Source organism: Amycolatopsis sp. ATCC 39116 (assembly GCF_000231075.2).
Lineage (GTDB): Bacteria > Actinomycetota > Actinomycetes > Mycobacteriales > Pseudonocardiaceae > Amycolatopsis_E > Amycolatopsis_E tucumanensis.
The window spans coordinates 1-18,914 of sequence record NZ_AFWY03000031.1; the positions used below are offsets into that span (position 1 = coordinate 1).

The following is an 18,914-nucleotide window of genomic DNA, read 5'->3' on the forward strand; positions in this document are numbered from 1 at the left end:
CCCCCCCGCGCAGAAGCCACCGACCTGCGCGAACAACCCCTCGTCCCCTCGCCGCGGCCACCCGCCGTCACTACCGGCTCCCGCACCCCCACCTGATCAACACCGTTCGGCGGTGACGAAACTGTCGGGGGGTGCTGGGAGAATCGGGCCATGGCCATCCGACCTGCCACCGACAACCTCGTCCTCGCCGGGCGCCCCTTCCCCTTGGGCGCGCACCCGGAGGGCGGGGGCGTCCGGTTCGCCGTCACCTCGACCGTCGCCGACGCCGTCGAGGTGTGCCTGATCAGCGAGGACGGCTCCGAACGCCGGGTCGAGCTCACCGAACGCACCTTCGGCGTGTGGCACGGCCTGGTGCCCGGCGTGACGTCGGGCCAGAAGTACGGCTACCGCGTGCACGGCCCGTACGACCCGTCGCGCGGCCTGCGCTGCAACCCGGACAAGATCCTCGTCGACCCGTACGCCACCCGTATCACCGGCGCCCTCACCGACCTGACCGCCGCGCTCGGCTACGCGGGTGACCCGATGCACCACCGGCGCTCCAAGGTCGACTCGCTGGGCAGCGTGCCGCTGTCGGTGGTCACCTCGCACGGCGGCCCGGACACGGGCGTGAAGCCCGAGGTGCCGTTCGAGGAGTCGGTCATCTACGAGATGCACGTGAAGGGCTTCACGCAGCGCAACCCGGAGATCCCGGCGAACCTGCGCGGCACCTACCTGGGCCTGGCGCACCCGGCGGCGATCGAGCACCTGGTGCGGCTCGGGGTGACCGCGGTGGAGCTGCTGCCGGTGCACTGGTTCACCGAGGAGCCCTACCTGGTGCGCACCGGGCGGAAGAACTACTGGGGGTACTCGCCGCTGGGGTACTTCGCGCCGCACGCCGGGTACGCGAGCGAGCCGGGGCGCGAGGTCGCCGAGTTCCGCACCATGGTCGCCGCCCTGCACGCGGCCAACATCGAGGTCATCCTCGACGTGGTCTTCAACCACACCTGCGAGGGCGGCCTGGACGGGCCCACCCTGTCCTTCCGCGGCCTGGACGCCCCGGCCTACTACCTGCACGCCGGCCGCGGCAACGTCATCGACCTGACCGGCTGCGGCAACACGCTGGAGCCGCGTTCGCCGACGGTGATCCGGCTGGTCACCGACTCGCTGCGGTACTGGGCGACCGAGATGGGTGTCGACGGGTTCCGGTTCGACCTGGCCAGCACGCTCGGGCGGCCCGGGGGCGGCGCGTTCGACCGCGACTCGGCGCTGCTCACCGCGATCACCACCGACCCGGTGCTGTCCCGGTGCAAGCTGATCGCCGAGCCGTGGGACGTGACCGGCCACGGCTACCGCGTCGGCGACTTCGGGGCGCAGTGGGCGGAGTGGAACGGCCGCTACCGCGACACGGTGCGCGACTTCTGGCGCGGCGCGGTGGGCGTGGACGACCTGGCGTTCCGGCTGTCCGGGTCGTCGGACCTGTACGACCACAACCTGCGCCGCCCGTGGCAGTCGGTCAACTTCATCACCGCGCACGACGGCTTCACGCTGCGGGACCTGGTGTCCTACAACGAAAAGCACAACGAGGCCAACGGCGAGGACAACCGCGACGGGACGAACGACAACCGCTCGTGGAACCACGGCGCCGAGGGCGAGACCGACGATCCGGAGATCCGGGAGCTGCGGGCCAGGCAGGCGCGCAACCTGCTCGCGACGCTGCTGTTGTCGACGGGCACCCCGATGCTCGTCGCGGGTGACGAGCTGTGGCGCACCCAGGGCGGCAACAACAACGCGTACTGCCTGGACGACGAGACGTCGTGGCTGGACTGGTCCGGCGACCCGGACGCGACCGCGATGCTGGCCTTCACGCGACGGCTGGTGCACCTGCGGGCCGCGAGTCCCGCCCTGAGGCAGCCCGAGTTCTTCGAAGGCCGCACGACGCCCACCGGGCGGCCCGACCTGATCTGGTTCCGCCCCGACGGCGAGGAGATGACGGAGGAGGACTGGTTCGACGGCGGCCGCCGCACGCTGATGATGTGGATCGACGGGTCGAACAGCCAGTCCCGCACCCGTGAGGGCGAACTGATCGCCGACCACTCGTGGCTGCTGATCCTCCACTCCGGCGACGAGCCCGTGAAGGTCACCCTGCCCGGCCCGGAGTTCGGCGAGACCCTGAAGCCGACCCTGGACACCACGACACCGGACGGCAGCCCAGCCACCCCGGGTGCCCTCACGCCCGGCAGCAGGCTGACCCTGCCCGCGAGGGCGCTGCTGCTGCTCCGCGCCCCCCGCGACATCACGCCGAGGTAGACCGGCCGAGCGCTGTCACAGAGGTGGAGCACCGTGCGGCAGGAGCACGCCGCGCGGCGACACGTGTGGCGGCAGGTGGCACCGCGAACGCCAGCGCCGCGCTCCCCCTTGCGGGCGCGGCGCCACAGGCGGTCAAGGCGGGGCGAGCACCGTCCGCCCACGCCGGAGCGTGACCACCCCGGCAACCACCGCCCGATCCCCCTCCCCCACCAACCAGCACCACCCGCACCCCTCCACGACCACCGGAACAGACCAGCGCCCCCAGGGTTACCGGCGGGTACGACGGGGCACCCCGATCCCAGGCGTGGCAAGCCCTTCCGAGCTGACGCCCGTTGGTGTTACCCGACTTGCCTGAACGCCGTTGAGGGGTCGAAAGTGCGCGTGGAAGGCGCCGAAGCGAACCACGCCGTGACGCGTGGGTTACCAGTCGATGACCACACTGGACACACGTGGCCCGCCGACGGAGAGTGACACCCGAGGCGGTAGTTTGCGCACGTTCGCAGCTGGGTACCTCCTTCCGAAGACCTGTACGTCCCCACCGGGCCGTCGGGTGGGGCTGCATATTCGACAACAACGGTGAGAGGGGCGCTGCCGATGACCGGCCGGCTCGGCATCGACGACGTGACCCCAGCGGTCAGCTGTGGCCACTACCCGGCGAAAGCGGTGGTGGGGGAACACGTTCCGATCTCGGCGACGGTCTGGCGGGAGGGTCACGACGCGGTCGCCGCCACGGTGTCCTGGCGCGGCCCGCACGACCGGATCTCCCGCCGCACCCGGATGACCGAGCAGGGCACTGGTCTGGACCGCTTCGGCGCGGTCATCGTCCCGGACGCCGAGGGCCTGTGGACCTTCCGCGTCGACGCGTGGAGCGACCCCTGGTCGACCTGGAAGCACGCCGTCAAGGTCAAGGTGGCGGCCGGGCAGGACGCCACCGAGCTGGCCAACGACCTGGAGACCGGCGCCCGCCTGCTGGACCGCGTCTCGCGCCGCCCGGACCGCCGCCGCGAGCGCGCCCTGCTCACCAGCGCCGCGCACGCCCTGCGCGACACCGACCGCTACCTCGCCGAGCGCGTCGGCCCCGCGCTGTCGGTCGACGTGGACCGGATCATGCACGAGTACCCGGTGCGCGAGCTGGTCACCAAGGGCAAGCCGATGCGCATCTGGGTCGACCGGGAACGCGCCGCGTTCGGGTCCTGGTACGAGTTCTTCCCCCGCTCCACCGGCGGCTGGGACGAGCAAGGCCGTCCCGTGCACGGCACCTTCCAGACCGCGGCCAAGGCCCTGGACCGCATCGCGCGCATGGGTTTCGACGTCGTCTACCTGCCGCCGATCCACCCCATCGGCCGCGTGAACCGCAAGGGGCGCAACAACACCCTCACCCCGGACGAGACCGACGTCGGCTCGCCGTGGGCCATCGGATCCGACGAGGGCGGCCACGACGCGGTCCACCCGCAGCTGGGCACCATCGACGACTTCGACGACTTCGTCGCCCGCGCCACCGAGCTGGGCCTGGAGGTCGCCCTCGACCTGGCGCTGCAGGCCGCCCCGGACCACCCGTGGGTGCTGAAGAACCCGGAGTTCTTCACCACGCGCCCGGACGGCAGCATCGCCTACGCCGAGAACCCGCCGAAGAAGTACCAGGACATCTACCCGATCAACTTCGACAACGACCCCGAGGGCATCTACGCCGAGGTGCTGCGCGTCGTGCTGCACTGGGTTTCGCACGGGGTCCGCATCTTCCGGGTCGACAACCCGCACACCAAGCCGCCGGACTTCTGGGCCTGGCTGATCAAGACCGTGAAGGACGCGCACCCGGACGTGCTGTTCCTGTCCGAGGCCTTCACCCGCCCGGCCCGGCTGTGGGGCCTGGCCAAGCTCGGCTTCACCCAGTCCTACACCTACTTCACCTGGCGCACGACGAAGGAGGAGCTGACCGAGTTCGGCGTCGACCTGGTCGAGCACTGGGACGTCGGCAGGCCGAACCTGTTCGTCAACACGCCGGACATCCTGCACGAGTCGCTGCAGAAGGGCGGCCCGGCCATGTTCGCGCTGCGCGCCGCGCTCGCCGCGACGCTGTCGCCGACCTGGGGCGTCTACTCCGGTTACGAGCTGTACGAGCACGAGCCGGTGCGCGAGGGCAGCGAGGAGTACCTCAACTCGGAGAAGTACGAGCTGCGCCCGCGCGACTTCGACCAGGCGCTGGCGGAGGGCCGCTCGCTGGAGCCGTGGCTGACGAAGCTCAACTCGGTGCGCCGCGCCCACCCCGCGCTGCAGCAGATGCGCACGCTGCGGTTCCACCACGTGGACAACCCGGCGCTGCTGGCGTATTCCAAGCAGGATCCGGCGACGGGCGACACCGTCGTCGTGGTGGTGACCCTGGATCCGCACCAGGCCCAGGAGGGGACCCTCTGGCTCGACCTGGCCGCGCTCGGTTTCGACTGGCACGAGCGGCTGATCGCGCACGACGAGGTCACCGGCGAGACCTGGGACTGGGGCCAGGCGAACTACGTGCGGCTCGAACCCTGGCGTTCGGTCGCGCACGTCGTCGGCGTCCAGCGGCGCCTGGCCGGCCGCGACTGATCCGGCCCCGACACAACACGGTTTTTCCACGGAGAACCCCGCGCACCGACCGGCGCCGGGGTAGTCGAACGCACCCGGATGAGGTGGGGAGAGGTGGAGTTCATGGACGAAGACGCCCGGCCCGACGCGGCGCTCGGTCTGGAGGGCATCCCGCACACCGGTGAGGCGATGACCCCCGACGGGATGCTCGTCGAGCCGCAGGCCGACGACTTCAAGCACGCGAAACAGGCCCCGGACAACCCGCACTGGTACAAGAGCGCTGTCTTCTACGAGGTGCTGGTGCGCGCGTTCGCCGACTCCAACGGCGACGGCACCGGCGACCTGCGCGGCCTGGCCGGCCGTCTCGACTACCTGGAGTGGCTCGGCGTCGACTGCCTCTGGCTGCCGCCCTTCTACGCCTCGCCGCTGCGCGACGGCGGGTACGACATCAGCGACTTCCGCGCGGTGCTGCCGGAGTTCGGCACGGTCGAGGACTTCGTCTACCTCCTCGACGAGGCCCACCGGCGCGGCATCCGCGTGATCACCGACCTCGTCCTCAACCACACCTCGGACGTGCACCCGTGGTTCCAGCAGTCGCGGTCCGACCCCGACGGGCCCTACGGCGACTACTACGTCTGGAGCGACGACGACTCGCGCTACGCCGACGCGCGCATCATCTTCGTGGACACCGAAACGTCGAACTGGACCTACGACCCGGTGCGCGGCCAGTTCTACTGGCACCGCTTCTTCTCCCACCAGCCCGACCTCAACTACGAGAACCCGGACGTGCAGGAGGCCATGCTCGACGTCCTGCGGTTCTGGCTGGACCTGGGCATCGACGGCTTCCGCCTGGACGCGGTCCCCTACCTGTTCGAACAGGAGGGCACCAACTGCGAGAACCTGCCGCGCACGCACGAGTTCCTCAAGCGCTGCCGCAAGGTCGTCGACGACGAGTACCCGGGCCGGGTCCTGCTGGCCGAGGCGAACCAGTGGCCCTCGGACGTGGTCGAGTACTTCGGCGACCCGGCCACCGGCGGCGACGAGTGCCACATGGCGTTCCACTTCCCGCTGATGCCGCGCATCTTCATGGCCGTGCGCCGGGAATCCCGCTTCCCGATCTCGGAGATCCTGGCGCAGACGCCGAAGATCCCGGACGGCGCGCAGTGGGGCATCTTCCTGCGCAACCACGACGAGCTGACGCTGGAGATGGTCAGCGACGAAGAGCGCGACTACATGTACGCGGAGTACGCCAAGGACCCGCGGATGAAGGCGAACATCGGCATCCGCCGCCGCCTGGCGCCGCTGCTGGAGAACGACCGCAACCAGCTCGAGTTGTTCACGGCTTTGCTGCTTTCGCTGCCCGGGTCACCCGTTCTGTACTACGGTGACGAGATCGGAATGGGCGACAACATCTGGCTGGGTGACCGCGACGCGGTGCGCACACCCATGCAGTGGACGCCCGATCGCAACGCCGGTTTCTCGGGTTGCGACCCGGGCCGGATCTACCTGCCGGTCATCATGGACCCGGTCTACGGGTACCAGGCGATCAACGTCGAGGCCCAGCGGGACAGCGCGTCGTCGCTGCTCAACTGGACGCGGCGGATGATCGAGGTCCGCAAGCAGCACCACGCGTTCGCCGAAGGCGACTTCGTCGAGCTCGGCGGGTCCAACCCGAGCGTGCTGGCCTACAAGCGGACCTGGATCCGGCCGGACGGGCGGCTCGACATCGTCCTGTGTGTGAACAATCTGTCGCGATTCCCGCAACCGGTCGAGCTGGACCTGTCGGAGCATCACGGTTACACGCCCCTGGAGCTCACCGGCGGTGTTCAGTTCCCCGACATCGGGGAACTGCCTTATCTGCTGACGTTGCCGGGGCACGGCTTCTACTGGTTCCAGCTGCTGGACGCGGACGCGAAGGCGAGGCGAGGTGAGTGACTTGACCGATCCCCGTGAGCTGGTCGGCGCGCTGGTGACCGAACTGCCGGAGTGGCTGCCCACGCAGCGGTGGTTCGCCGGGAAGGACCGCCCGATCACCGCGGTGCGCCCGCTGAGCACGACGGTCCTGATGCCGGGCGACCCGCTCCTGCTCCACCTCGTCGTCGAGGTGGCGCAGGACGACCGGCGCGAGCCGTACCAGCTCCTCATCGGGAGCCAGGCCCACCTGCCGGAGTACCTCGGGTCGAGCTGGATCGGCACCGAGAAGGGCCTGCCCTGCTACGAGGCCACCGGCGACGCCGACCTGACGAGCAAACTGCTCGACCTGATCGCCGGGGACGCGCGGATCGGCTCGCTGCGGTTCGAGCGCGAACCGGGCACCGAGCTGCGGAGCGGGTTGCGGGCCCGGCCGGTGGGCGCGGAGCAGAGCAACACCTCGCTCGTGTTCGGTCACCACTACATCCTCAAGCTGTTCCGCAAGCTCACCCCGGGCGAGAACCCGGACCTGCGCCTGCACCGGGCGCTGCACGACGTGGGCAGCAAGCACATCGCCGACCTGCTCGGCTCGATCACCGGCGAACTCGACGGGGAGCCGGTCACGATCGGGATGCTGCAGAAGTTCGTGTCCGACGCGGTGGACGGCTGGGCCATGGCCACCACCAGCGTCCGCGACCTCATGGCCGATCCCGAGCTGCCCCCCGACGAGGTGGGCGGCGATTTCGCCGGGGAGGCGCAGCGGCTCGGCCAGGCTGTCGCCTCCGTGCACAGCGACCTGCGGCGGGCCCTCGGCGACGAGATCGCCGACGAGGGCGAGTTCGACCGCACGGTCAAGGCGATGCGGGATCGACTGGACACCGTCAGCCGCGCGGTGCCGCAACTGGCCGAGCACGCCCCGGCGCTGCGCGCCGCCTTCGAGAAGCTGCGGGAGGCGCGCGGACCGGTGTCCATGCAGTACATCCACGGTGACCTGCACCTGGGACAGGTGCTGCGCTGCGTCACCGGGTGGCTGCTGATCGACTTCGAGGGCGAGCCGGCCGCGCCGGCGGCCGAACGGGTGGCGCTGCGCTCGCCGCTGCGGGACGTCGCCGGGATGCTGCGCTCGTTCGACTACGCGGCGCACCAGATGCTGATCGGCCACGACGAGGACGATCCGCGGCTCACCGAGCGGGCGCTGGAGTGGGCGCGGCGCAACCGGTCGGCCTTCTGCGACGGCTACGCCAAGGCGGCGCCGGAGACGGTGGGCGACCCGCGGGCGCACGGCGACCTGCTGCGCGCGTTCGAGCTCGACAAGGCCGTCTACGAGGTGGCCTACGAACACGCCAACCGGCCGGAATGGCTGACCGTGCCGTTGGCATCCATCGCACGGATCACCGCAGGAGGCGAACAACCGTGAACGCGGTCCCAGCCGAACTGCCCGAGGCGGCCCCGCCGCCCGGCGACATCGACCGGCTGCTGGCCGGCTCGCACCACGACCCGCACTCGGTCCTCGGTGTGCACACCGTGGGCGACGCGGTGGTGGTGCGGGCGCTGCGGCCGGGTGCGCGCCGGGTGAGCGTGGTCGCCGCCGACCACAAGTTCGACCTGGAACGGGTCGTGGACGGCCTGTTCGCCGGAACGGTGCCCGAGCACCCCGGCGACTACCGGCTGGAGGTCGACTACGACGGGCAGGTGTGCACGCTCGACGACCCGTACCGGTGGCTGCCCACGGTGGGCGAGCTGGACCAGCACCTGATCGGCGAGGGCAGGCACGAGCGGCTGTGGGACGTGCTGGGCGCGCACCCCCGGTCCTACGAGACGCCGAGCGGGGTCGTCACCGGCACGTCGTTCGCGGTGTGGGCGCCGACCGCGCGGGGGGTGCGGGTGATCGGCGACTTCAACGGGTGGGACGGCCGGTCGCACCCGATGCGCTCGCTCGGCTCGTCCGGGGTGTGGGAGGTGTTCATCCCGGGCGTGGAGATCGGCACGCACTACAAGTTCCGCGTCCTCGGCGCCGACGGGCAGTGGCACGAGAAGGCCGACCCGATGGCGTTCGCGACGGAGAAACCGCCCGCGACCGCGTCGGTGGTCACCGCGTCGGCCTACGAGTGGTCCGACGAGGAGTGGCTGGCCAAGCGCAACGCCACCAACTGGGCGAACGCGCCGATGAGCGTCTACGAGGTGCACCTCGGTTCGTGGCGGCCCGGGCTGGGCTACCGCGAGCTGGCCGAGGAACTGGCCGACTACGTGCAGGACATGGGTTTCACGCACGTCGAGCTGCTGCCGATCGCCGAGCACCCGTTCGGCGGGTCGTGGGGCTACCAGGTCACCTCCTACTACGCGCCGACCGCGCGGTTCGGCCACCCGGACGACTTCCGGTACTTCGTGGACCGGCTGCACCAGCGCGGCATCGGCGTGATCGTGGACTGGGTGCCCGCTCACTTCCCCAAGGACAACTGGGCGCTGGCGCGCTTCGACGGCACCCCGCTGTACGAGCACGCCGACCCGCGCCGCGGCGAGCAGCTGGACTGGGGCACGTACGTGTTCGACTTCGGCCGCAACGAGGTGCGCAACTTCCTGGTCGCGAACGCGCTGTTCTGGCTGGAGGAGTACCACCTGGACGGTCTGCGCGTGGACGCGGTGGCCTCGATGCTGTACCTGGACTACTCGCGGCCGGAGGGCCAGTGGGTGCCCAACCAGTACGGCGGCCGGGAGAACCTGGACGCGGTGCGGTTCCTGCAGGAGCTGAACGCGACCGTCTACAAGCGACACCCGGGCGCGGTGATGATCGCCGAGGAGTCGACGGCGTGGCCGGGCGTGACGCGGCCGACGCACCTGGGCGGGCTCGGGTTCGGGTTCAAGTGGAACATGGGCTGGATGCACGACACGCTGCACTACCTGGCGCACGATCCGGTGCACCGGTCCTACCACCACAACGAGATGACGTTCTCGCTGGTGTACGCGTGGAGCGAGAACTTCGTGCTGCCGCTGTCGCACGACGAGGTCGTGCACGGCAAGGGCTCGCTGTGGGGCCGCATGCCCGGCGACGACTGGAACAAGGCGGCCGGCGTGCGGTCGCTGCTGGCGTTCATGTGGGCGCACCCCGGCAAGCAGCTGCTGTTCATGGGCGGCGAGTTCGGCCAGGAGCAGGAGTGGTCGGAGGAGCGGTCGCTGGACTGGCACCTGCTGGACCAGCCGCTGCACGGCGGGATCCAGAAGCTGATGCGGGACCTGAACGCCGCGTACACGTCGTCGCCGGCGTTGTTCAGCGCGGACACCACGCCGGAGGGCTTCGCCTGGATCGACGCGAACGACTCGGGCGGCAACGTGCTGAGCTTCCTGCGCATCGGCGAGGACGGCTCGCGGCTGGCGTGCGTGGCGAACTTCGCCGGGATGCCGCACCACGACTACCGGGTCGGGTTGCCCGCCGCGGGCCGGTGGCGCGAGGTCGTGAACACCGACGCCGAGATCTACGGCGGCTCCGGGGTGGGCAACTACGGCGCGGTCGAGGCCGAGCTGGAGCCGTGGCACGGACAGCCGGCGTCGGCGGTGCTGCAGCTGCCGCCGTCCGGGGTGCTCTGGCTCGCGCCGGAGGAGTGATCGTCGCCACCAGCACTAATGGCACGGGGTGCCACTCCTGCGGGAGTGGCACCCCGTGCCGTTTCAGTCGGCGGAGCGCAGCGCCTGGCTGATCTGGCGGACCACTTCGGACAGCGGGGCGGAGGTCTTGAGCACGGCGACCACCGACTCGTCGTCGCGGTCCGCGCGCGGGGCGGCGGTGTCCGCGAAGGCGTCGATCACCAGCGCGAACGCCTCCTTCGCGTGCGCGTGGGCGTCCTCGGCGCCGCCGCTGCGCAGCCACCGGCGCAGGACGTGGTTGTGGGCCGCCGCGACCGCCGCCGCGGCGACCGAGCCGCGCAGGTCCCACAGCGGGTCGCCGGCCGCCTGGAACCGCGCGCGCAGGAACGTGGCGAGCACGCGCTGGTAGCGGTCGACGCTCGCGACCTCCTTGTCCCGCAACGAAGGCACGGTGCGGGTGAGGGCGAAGCGCTTGACCGAGACGTCCGGGTCGGCGAGGTAGGAGTCGAGCACCAGCCCGACCCCGGCGCACGCCACTTCAAGGGGGTTCTGCCGCTCGTCCGCGGTGGCGAAGAGCTGCTCGATGCGCCCGAGGACCTCCTCGTGGTTCGGGAAGATCGCGTCCTCCTTCGACCGGAAGTACCGGAAGAAGGTGCGACGGCCGACACCGGCGGCCGAGGCGATCTCGTCGACCGTGGTGGCGTCGTACCCCTGCTCGGAGAACTTCTCGATCGCCGCCACGGTGAGGGCGTGCCGCAGCCGCCTGCGCCCCGCGGTGGTCCTGCCCACCCGCGGTCGCGGCGCGGACCGGGACTCGTCGGACATGAGGACGAAACTAACAGGCCGGTCTTGCTAAGGGCACGCAGTGCCATTAGCATCACAGTCATCCACCGCCGACTCGGGCACTGCCGCTCTGGTGCCCCGCCTCACCGGGAAGGGGGCTCGTCATGAGCGTCGATCACGATCTGGGCACCAAGCGTCCGGCCAGCACGCCCGTGGACTACCGCCGCACGTTCGGCTGGCCGGTCCACTGGCAGAACGGCACCCTCAACTTCGTGATCGGGGCGGGCATCGGCGCGGTCGCCGTGCCGCGGGCCCGGGCCGAGCAGGTGCTGGAGAACCTAACGCGCCAGGGCTGCCGAGGGCCCGCGCTGAGCGTGCCCACCAAGCACGGTTCGGTGGTCATCTTCCTGGTCGAGGCCGACATCCTGGGCAGCGACGCCGAGTTCCTCCCCCGCGACGTGCGGGTGCTGACGGCGGGCACCTCCATCCCGATGCCGGGCACCCACGGCCCCGCCGACCTCGCGCGGTGGATCGTGCCGCCGGACCCGCAGCAGCGCTGGCTGCCGAGCCTGACGGCGGTGCTGGCGGCGATCCGCTCGGCGGGCCGCTACCGCTGAGGTTCGTAAGCGGATTCCGGCCGCAGCGGGCTGTTCCTATCGCTTGGGCACGAGCGCTTCCCCGACGCGGAGACAGCGCCGCCGAGCGGGGGCGGCGCTGGCCGCCCCCGCTGCGTGAGCCACTACCGCTGAGCCTGTAAGCGTTTTCCAGCCGCAGGGGGCTGTTCCCCAATCGCTCAGGTACGAGCGCTTCCTCCGCGCGGAGGCAGCACCGCCGCGCAGCGCGGCGCTGGCGCCGTTCGCTCAGTGGGCCGCTGCCGCTGAGGCCAGTAGGCCCTTTCCGGCCGCGGCGGGCTGTTTCCTATCACTGAGGCGTGCGCGCTTCCCGGGCAGGAAGGCATCGCCGCCGCGGCGCGGCGCTGCCGACACGCACCCGGAGCGTCCTGAGCGGCGCGGTATAGATCGTTATACGCTCGGCCACCACGGCCCGAGGGCAGCGGCCGGGCCGTCCCCCTCGCCCGGGCGGCCCCCCGGAGTCAGCGGATGCGCATGCGCGCCACGTGGTCGTCCCGGAGGACGAACTCGAACGTGCCGGGTCCGTTGAAGCCGTTGCCGCTCACCTGGAGCGTCACCGTCGTCGTGTCGCCGGTCGTCCGGGCGTCCCGCACCTCGAAGTGCGCCTGCACGCCGATGTTCTCGCGGTCGTTCCAGCCCGCGATCTCGGCGCGGCCGGTGAAGGTGCGGCCCCAGTCGTCGACCTGGCCGTCCTCGGTGAAGGCGTCCAGGAACGCTTCGCTGTCACCACGGTTGGTGGCGTCGAACACCTGCTGGACGGCGGGCGGCAGCTCGGTCATCACGCCAGCTTAGACACCCGGCGGCAACCGCAACTGCAGCGACGCGAACAACCGCTCCAGCGGGTCCGCCAGGTCGATCCCCGCGACCTCCGCCGCTCGGCGGACCCGGTAGCGCACCGTGTTCGGGTGGACGTGCAGTGCGCGGGCCGCGGAACGGACGTCGCCCAGGGCGTCCAGGTACGCGAGCAACGACGAGGCCAGGTCCGGGTGCTCCGCGCGCAACGCCGTCAGCCTCGGGTCGCGCAGGCGCGGGTTGTCCGCCAGCACCGCGAGCGTTTCGCTGACCAGGACCTGCGACCGGACGTCCGCCAGCGTCGCCACCTCCAGGTCCAAGCCGCGCGCCATCGCGTCCAGCACCCGGTCCGCCTCCTGCCGCGACACCCCCACGTCCGCCACCGCCACCACCCGGCCGACCGCCGCCCGCACCGGCACCTCCGCCGACGCCACCATCTCGCGCGTCAGATCCAGCAGCGACACCCCCGCCGGCAGGTCGGGCAGGAACGCGTACGTCCGGTCGCCGAGCTGGGTCACCATCGCGCTGCGCCGGTACGCCGCCGCGTGCACCGAGATCACCGCCGCCAGCGCGGACCGCCGCAGCTCCAGCTCCGACCGGTCCACCGGCTCGGCCTCCCGTGGCGCGAAGGCGACCACGGCGGCCGGCTTCGCCGGGTCGGCCCCGATCTGCCGGGCGACCGACACCGGGTCACTGCGCCCCTCGAGCATCCCGGCCAGCAGGTTCTCCCGGAACCGCGTGCCCGCCGCGCTGCGCCGCCGGACCAGGTGCAGCGCGGCCACCCGCGCCGCGCCGATCAGGGCCTGCTCCGCCCTGGCGGCCAGCGGCGCGGCGCCCTCCTGCACCCAGATCGACCCGAGCGGCCGCCCGCCCGCGTGCACCCCGATCGCCAGCCGCGTGCGGATGCCCAGATCCGGCCGCTCCTCGATGCGCACGACCTCCTCGGTCGCCCGCAACCGCTGGTAGACGCCCCACTCGTGCAGCATCTTCAGGTACGGCGCCGGCCCCTGCCTGCCCAGGATCGACAGCCGCCGCAGCTCGTCCACCTCGTCGTCGGACCGCGAGTACGCCAGCACCCGGCTCGCGGTGTCCTCGATGCTGACGATCCCGCCTGTCAGCACGGCGATCGTCTGGGCCAGCGAGAACAGGTCGCCGAGCGTCTCCCCCGCGTCCTCGTCCGCCGCGCCGCGGGCGGCCTCCAGCACCCCGCGCACCAGCGTCGCGAGCTGCTCCCACCGCACGTCGGCCGCGACGGCCAGCAACGCGACCCCGGCGTCGGTGGCCGCGGACCGCAGCAGCGGCAACGCCGAATCGGACTCCACCTTGACCGCCACCGCGGCCGCGCCCCGGCGCCCGGCTGCCCGGATCAACGGCACCGCCGCCCGCCCGCGCGCCCCGATCACCAGCGCCAGATCGCCGCGCCGCAACTCCGGGTCGTCGTCGGGCTCCAGCACCACGACGTCGCCGACCTCGCCGTCCAGGCCCTCCGGCGCGACCTCCACCTCGACCAGCGGATCGCCCAGCGCGATCAGGACCTGCCGCAGTTGTGCCACCGGACAAACAGTAGCGCCGGAACTGGCCGAACTCACAACCTTCGGAGACCACGGCGTTCCTACCGTTGAGACATCCGACACCGAGGAGGAGCTGCCGTGGATGCCGTGACGACCGTGCCCACCCCGGCCAACGAGCCGGTCCTGCAGTACGCGCCGGGCAGCCCGGAGCGCGCCGAGGTGCAGGCGGCGCTGGCCGAGCTGACGAAGGAGCCGCTGGAGCTGACCGCGACGATCGGCGGCGAGCAGCGGATGGGCGGCGGGCCGCGGATCGACGTCGTCCAGCCGCACAACCACCGCGCCGTGCTGGGCGTCCTCGGTTCCGCGACCCAGCAGGACACCCGCGACGCGCTGGCCGCCGCCCGCGAGGCCGCCCCCGCCTGGCGGAAGCTGTCCTTCGACGACCGCGCCGCGATCCTGCTCCGCGCGGCCGACCTGCTCACCGGCCCGTGGCGCGCGAAGCTGAACGCCGCCACCATGCTCGGCCAGTCCAAGACCGTGCACCAGGCCGAGATCGACGCCGCCTGCGAGCTGGCCGACTTCTGGCGCTTCAACGTGGCCTTCGCCCGCCGCCTGCTGGCCGAGCAGCCCGCCAGCTCCCCCGGCGTCTGGAACCGCACCGACCACCGGCCGCTGGAGGGGTTCGTCTACGCGATCACCCCGTTCAACTTCACCGCGATCGCGGGCAACCTGCCCACCGCGCCCGCGCTGATGGGCAACGTCGTGCTGTGGAAGCCCTCCCCCACCCAGACCTTCGCCGCGCACCTCACGATGCGGCTGCTGGAGGAAGCCGGCCTGCCGCCGGGCGTGATCAACCTGCTGCCCGGTGACGGCCTGGCGGTCTCCGAGGTCGCGCTGGCTTCGCCCGATCTCGCCGGCATCCACTTCACCGGCTCCACCCGGACCTTCCAGCACCTGTGGTCGCAGGTCGGCGCGAACATCGCGAACTACCGCACCTACCCGCGGATCGTCGGCGAGACCGGCGGCAAGGACTTCGTGCTCGCCCACCCGTCCGCCGACACCGGCGTGCTGCGCACCGCGCTGGTCCGCGGCGCGTTCGAGTACCAGGGCCAGAAGTGCTCCGCCGCCTCGCGGGCGTACGTCCCCCGGTCGCTGTGGACGCGGATGCGCGACGACTTCCTGTCCGAGGTCGAGTCGCTGCCCATGGGCGACGTCACGGACCTGCGGAACTTCCTCGGCGCGGTGATCGACCGGCGCGCGTTCGACCGGCTGGCCGGGGTGCTGGACCGCGCCCGCTCCGACGACCGGCTGGAGGTCCTCGCCGGTGGCACCGCCGACGACAGCGAGGGCTTCTTCGTGCGCCCGACCGTGCTCGCCTCGGACCACCCGGAGCACGAGGTGTTCACCACCGAGTACTTCGGGCCGGTGCTCGCGGTGCACGTCTACGACGACGCCGCCTACGACACCGTGCTGCGCCAGCTGGAGGGCGTCGCGCCGTACGGGCTGACCGGGTCGATCATCGCGACCGACCGGGCCGCGATCGCCCACGCCACCGAGGAACTGCGGTTCGCCGCGGGCAACTTCTACGTCAACGACAAGCCGACCGGCGCGGTCGTCGGGCAGCAGCCCTTCGGCGGCGGGCGGGCGTCGGGCACCAACGACAAGGCCGGGTCGATCCACAACCTGCTCCGCTGGGTGAGCCCGCGCTCGATCAAGGAGACCTTCGTGCCGCCGACCACCGTCGGCTACCCGCACCAGGGCTGAGGAGGACCGCCGTGCTGCGCACCGCACTGCTCGCCGCGGCCGGGTCGCCGGCCTGCCGGTCCCTCGTCGAGCGGACCCCGCTGACCCGCCCGGTGGTCCACCGGTTCGTCGCGGGGTCCACTGTGGACGACGCACTCGCCGTGACCGCCAACCTGATCGGCAGCGGCCGGGCGGTCACGCTCGACCACCTCGGCGAGGACACCACCGACCCGTCGATGGCCGCCGCCACGGTGAAGGCGTACGCCGAACTGCTGACGCTGCTGGCCGACCACGGTCTCGCACCGGACGCCGAGGTGTCGGTGAAGCTGTCCGCCGTCGGGCTGCGCCTGCCCGACGGCGACCGCGTCGCCCTGGACAACGCGCGCCGCATCTGTGCGACCGCGGCCGCCGCGGGCACCACGGTCACGCTGGACATGGAGGACCACACCACGACCGACGCCGCCCTCGGCGTGCTGCGGGAGCTGCGTGCGGACTTCCCGTGGGTCGGCGCGGTCCTGCAGGCCTACCTGCGGCGCACCGAGCAGGACTGCCGGGACCTGGCGTACGCGGGCTCGCGGGTCCGGCTGTGCAAGGGCGCGTACGCCGAGCCCGCCTCCGTCGCATATCCAGACAAGTCCGAAGTGGACCGGTCCTACGTGCGCTGCCTGCGGGTGCTGATGGACGGGGCCGGGCACCCGATGGTCGCCACCCACGACCCGCGGATGATCGCGATCGCCGCGGAACTGGGGAAGGACCGCCCGGACTGGGAGTTCCAGATGCTGTACGGCGTCCGGGACGCCGAGCAGCGGCGGCTCGCGCGCGATCACGCGGTGCGCGTCTACCTGCCCTACGGCGACGAGTGGTACGGCTACTTCATGCGCCGCCTGGCGGAGCGTCCGGCGAACCTGGCGTTCTTCCTGCGGGCGCTGGTCACGCGGTGAGCTCGGCGATCCGGCGCGCGACCGGCCACGCGCCGTCGGAGGTGTTGGACAGCACCGTCCAGGTCGTCGCACCACTGTGGACGGTCCGGAACGACACGCCGGCGTCGTAGCCCTCCAGCCGGACCGCGTCGCCGTCGAGCCAGAACCCGAGCCCGTACCGCAGGCCCTCCTCCGGGACGTCGCTGCGGGGATCGGTCAGCCGGCGCACCCGCGACAGCGTCACGATCCGCCCGGCGGACAACGCCGTCCAGAACGCGTGGACGTCGGCGGCGGTGGAGTAGATCCCGCCGTCGCCGCTGCCGAGCACGGGCAGGTGGAACACGTTGGTCCGCCGCTCGCCGACGTAGCCGAGGGCGACCCCGGCCGCGGGCTCGTCGGAGCGGAGGAACGCCGTGTCCGTCATGCCGGCGGGCACGCACACCAGGTCGTGCACCAGGCCGGCGAACGGGCGGCCCGCGGCCCGCTCCGCGAGGAGGGCGAGCACCACGTAACCGCTGTTGCAGTAGGAGAACCGCTGCCCCGGCGGGAACTTCGGCGGATGCCCGTCCAGGACGCGCAGGTAGTCCTCGGTGGCGGCCAGCTCGTGCACCGGCACGGGCAGGATGTGGTCGGTGATCGGCCGGTCGACGTCCTCGTCGCAGTAGTCGCCGATGCCCGAGCGGTGGGCGAGGAGGTGTTCGACGGTGACCTCGTCGCCGATCAGCGGCAGGTCGTCGCCGAGCAGCGACCGGGCCGTGGTGTCCAGACCGAGCACACCGCGCTCGGCCAGCGCGGCGACGGTGAGCGCGGTGAGGCCCTTGGTGCCGCTGGCCAGCGCGAACCGGGTGCCGACCGTGTTGGGCACGCGAAGCCCGCGGTGGGCGAAGCCGTAGGCCTTGGCGAACGTGCGGCCGCCGGAGTCCACCCGGATCACCCCGGAGAACCCGGTGTCGTCAGCGAGCGCGTCGATCCCCTCCACCCGGGCCATCCTGCCGGGTGGAGGGGATCGGCTCACCTGGTTTTACCGAGCGGCCCTGAATTCACTGAGCTGCGACGTGCCGCTCCTCCCGCAGGGTGCTCCGCTGGTCGCGCGTGCCGCGCAGCAGGCCGCGGTGCGCCAGCTCGGGCAGCACGCCCTCGGCGAACCAGTACGCCTCCTCCAGGTGCGGGTACCCGGACAACACGAACTCCTCGATGCCGAGCGAGTGGTACTCCTCGATGAGGTCGGCGACCTCGCCGTGGCTGCCCACCAGCGCCGTGCCCGCGCCGCCGCGGACCAGGCCGATGCCGGCCCACAGGTTCGGGTGGATCTCCAGCCCGCGCACGCCGCGGTCCAGGCCGCCGCCGTGCAGGGCGACCATCCGCCGCTGCCCCTCGGACTCGCTGGCGGCCAGCTGCGCCTGCGCCTTCGCCACCTGCTCCGGGCTCAGCGCGTCCAGCAGCTTCTGCGCCTCCGCCCACGCCTCGGCCGAGCTGTCCCGGGACAGGGTGTGCAGCCGGATGCCGAACCGGATCGTCCGCCCCTGCGCCTCGGCCAGCTCCCGCACGCGCCGGATCTTGTCCGCGACCTGGGCGGGCGGCTCGCCCCAGGTCAGGTAGACGTCGGCGTGCCGGGCCGCGACCGGCAGCGCGGCCGGGGACGAGCCGCCGAAGTACAGCGGCGGCACCGGGTCCGGCGGGGCGAGCACCGTCGCGCCCTCGACCGAGAGGTGCTCGCCGGTGAAGTCGAACGGCTCGCCGCTCCACACCCCCCGCGCGATCGTGAGGAACTCGTCGGTGCGGGCGTAGCGCTGGTCGTGGTCGTGGAAGTCGCCGAACCGCTTCTGCTCGATCGAATCGCCGCCGGTGACGATGTTGAGCAGCAGCCGCCCACCGGAGATCCGCTGGTAAGTGGCGGCCATCTGGGCGGCCAGGGTCGGCGAGATGACGCCGGGGCGGAACGCGACGAGGTACTTGAGCCGCTTGGTCTCGCGGATCAGCGCCGCCGTGGTCAGCCAGGCGTCCTCGCACCAGGTGCCGGTCGGGGTGAGCACGCCCTCGAAGCCGAGCTGCTCGGCGGCGCGGGCGACCTGCGCCAGGTAGTCGATGGTGGGTTCGCGCTGCGCGACCGGCCCGAGGGACCGGTTGGCGTGGAACCGTTCCACGATGGTCCGGCCGTCGCCGGTGGTGGGCAGGAACCAGTGCGGTGTGATCGTCAT

General features: G+C 71.9%; 13 protein-coding genes. 8 read left to right on the top strand and 5 right to left on the bottom strand.

The window, feature by feature from the left end; genetic code table 11:
- Nucleotides 1–150 precede the first annotated feature (150 nt).
- From glgX to glgB, 5 genes are all read left to right on the top strand, one after another.
- On the top strand, nucleotides 151–2,286 hold the full coding sequence (glgX, locus tag AMY39116_RS0326225; protein WP_020420583.1) for a glycogen debranching protein GlgX: 2,136 nt from the start codon (nucleotides 151–153) through the stop codon (nucleotides 2,284–2,286).
- A gap of 594 nt (nucleotides 2,287–2,880) precedes the next feature.
- Nucleotides 2,881–4,866 carry a maltotransferase domain-containing protein gene (locus tag AMY39116_RS0326230; protein ID WP_020420584.1) on the top strand — a complete coding sequence of 662 codons (1,986 nt, stop codon included), beginning with the start codon at nucleotides 2,881–2,883 and terminating at the stop codon, nucleotides 4,864–4,866.
- A gap of 102 nt (nucleotides 4,867–4,968) precedes the next feature.
- Nucleotides 4,969–6,780 carry a maltose alpha-D-glucosyltransferase gene (gene treS / locus AMY39116_RS0326235; protein ID WP_027936240.1) on the top strand — a complete coding sequence of 604 codons (1,812 nt, stop codon included), beginning with the start codon at nucleotides 4,969–4,971 and terminating at the stop codon, nucleotides 6,778–6,780.
- Between the two features lies 1 nt (nucleotide 6,781).
- A complete protein-coding gene (locus AMY39116_RS0326240) occupies nucleotides 6,782–8,173 on the top strand; it encodes a phosphotransferase (RefSeq protein ID WP_020420586.1) in 1,392 nt (463 codons plus the stop codon).
- Nucleotides 8,170–10,356, top strand: coding sequence for a 1,4-alpha-glucan branching protein GlgB (glgB, locus tag AMY39116_RS0326245; RefSeq protein ID WP_020420587.1), 2,187 nt, complete (start codon nucleotides 8,170–8,172; stop codon nucleotides 10,354–10,356). Before AMY39116_RS0326240 ends, glgB begins: the two co-directional genes overlap by 4 nt.
- A gap of 63 nt (nucleotides 10,357–10,419) precedes the next feature.
- On the opposite strand, the gene AMY39116_RS0326250 is transcribed toward glgB, so the two are convergent.
- Nucleotides 10,420–11,160 carry a TetR family transcriptional regulator gene (locus AMY39116_RS0326250; protein ID WP_027936241.1) on the bottom strand — a complete coding sequence of 247 codons (741 nt, stop codon included), beginning with the start codon at nucleotides 11,158–11,160 and terminating at the stop codon, nucleotides 10,420–10,422.
- 122 nt (nucleotides 11,161–11,282) lie between these two features.
- Here AMY39116_RS0326250 and AMY39116_RS0326255 point away from each other — a divergent pair, with 122 nt between their 5' ends.
- Complete coding sequence (locus AMY39116_RS0326255) at nucleotides 11,283–11,735, top strand: hypothetical protein (protein WP_020420589.1); 453 nt, start codon at nucleotides 11,283–11,285, stop codon at nucleotides 11,733–11,735.
- Between the two features lie 476 nt (nucleotides 11,736–12,211).
- On the opposite strand, the gene AMY39116_RS0326260 is transcribed toward AMY39116_RS0326255, so the two are convergent.
- Both AMY39116_RS0326260 and AMY39116_RS0326265 read right to left on the bottom strand, forming a co-directional pair.
- Complete coding sequence (locus AMY39116_RS0326260; protein ID WP_020420590.1) at nucleotides 12,212–12,529, bottom strand: nuclear transport factor 2 family protein; 318 nt, start codon at nucleotides 12,527–12,529, stop codon at nucleotides 12,212–12,214.
- 9 nt (nucleotides 12,530–12,538) lie between these two features.
- A complete protein-coding gene (locus tag AMY39116_RS0326265; RefSeq protein WP_020420591.1) occupies nucleotides 12,539–14,095 on the bottom strand; it encodes a CdaR family transcriptional regulator in 1,557 nt (518 codons plus the stop codon).
- Between the two features lie 96 nt (nucleotides 14,096–14,191).
- Between AMY39116_RS0326265 and pruA the strand changes: the two genes are divergently transcribed.
- Nucleotides 14,192–15,817: an L-glutamate gamma-semialdehyde dehydrogenase gene (gene pruA / locus AMY39116_RS0326270; RefSeq protein ID WP_020420592.1), complete on the top strand. Its 1,626-nt coding sequence runs from the start codon at nucleotides 14,192–14,194 to the stop codon at nucleotides 15,815–15,817.
- A gap of 11 nt (nucleotides 15,818–15,828) precedes the next feature.
- Entirely contained in the window at nucleotides 15,829–16,737 is a 909-nt protein-coding gene (locus AMY39116_RS0326275) for a proline dehydrogenase family protein (protein WP_020420593.1), read from the top strand.
- Here AMY39116_RS0326275 and AMY39116_RS0326280 read toward each other — a convergent pair.
- Nucleotides 16,727–17,695 carry a serine hydrolase gene (locus tag AMY39116_RS0326280; RefSeq protein ID WP_020420594.1) on the bottom strand — a complete coding sequence of 323 codons (969 nt, stop codon included), beginning with the start codon at nucleotides 17,693–17,695 and terminating at the stop codon, nucleotides 16,727–16,729. The genes AMY39116_RS0326275 and AMY39116_RS0326280 overlap by 11 nt on opposite strands.
- Before the next feature lie 61 nt (nucleotides 17,696–17,756).
- Nucleotides 17,757–18,914, bottom strand: a complete 1,158-nt coding sequence (locus AMY39116_RS0326285) for an LLM class flavin-dependent oxidoreductase (protein ID WP_039791770.1) — start codon at nucleotides 18,912–18,914, stop codon at nucleotides 17,757–17,759.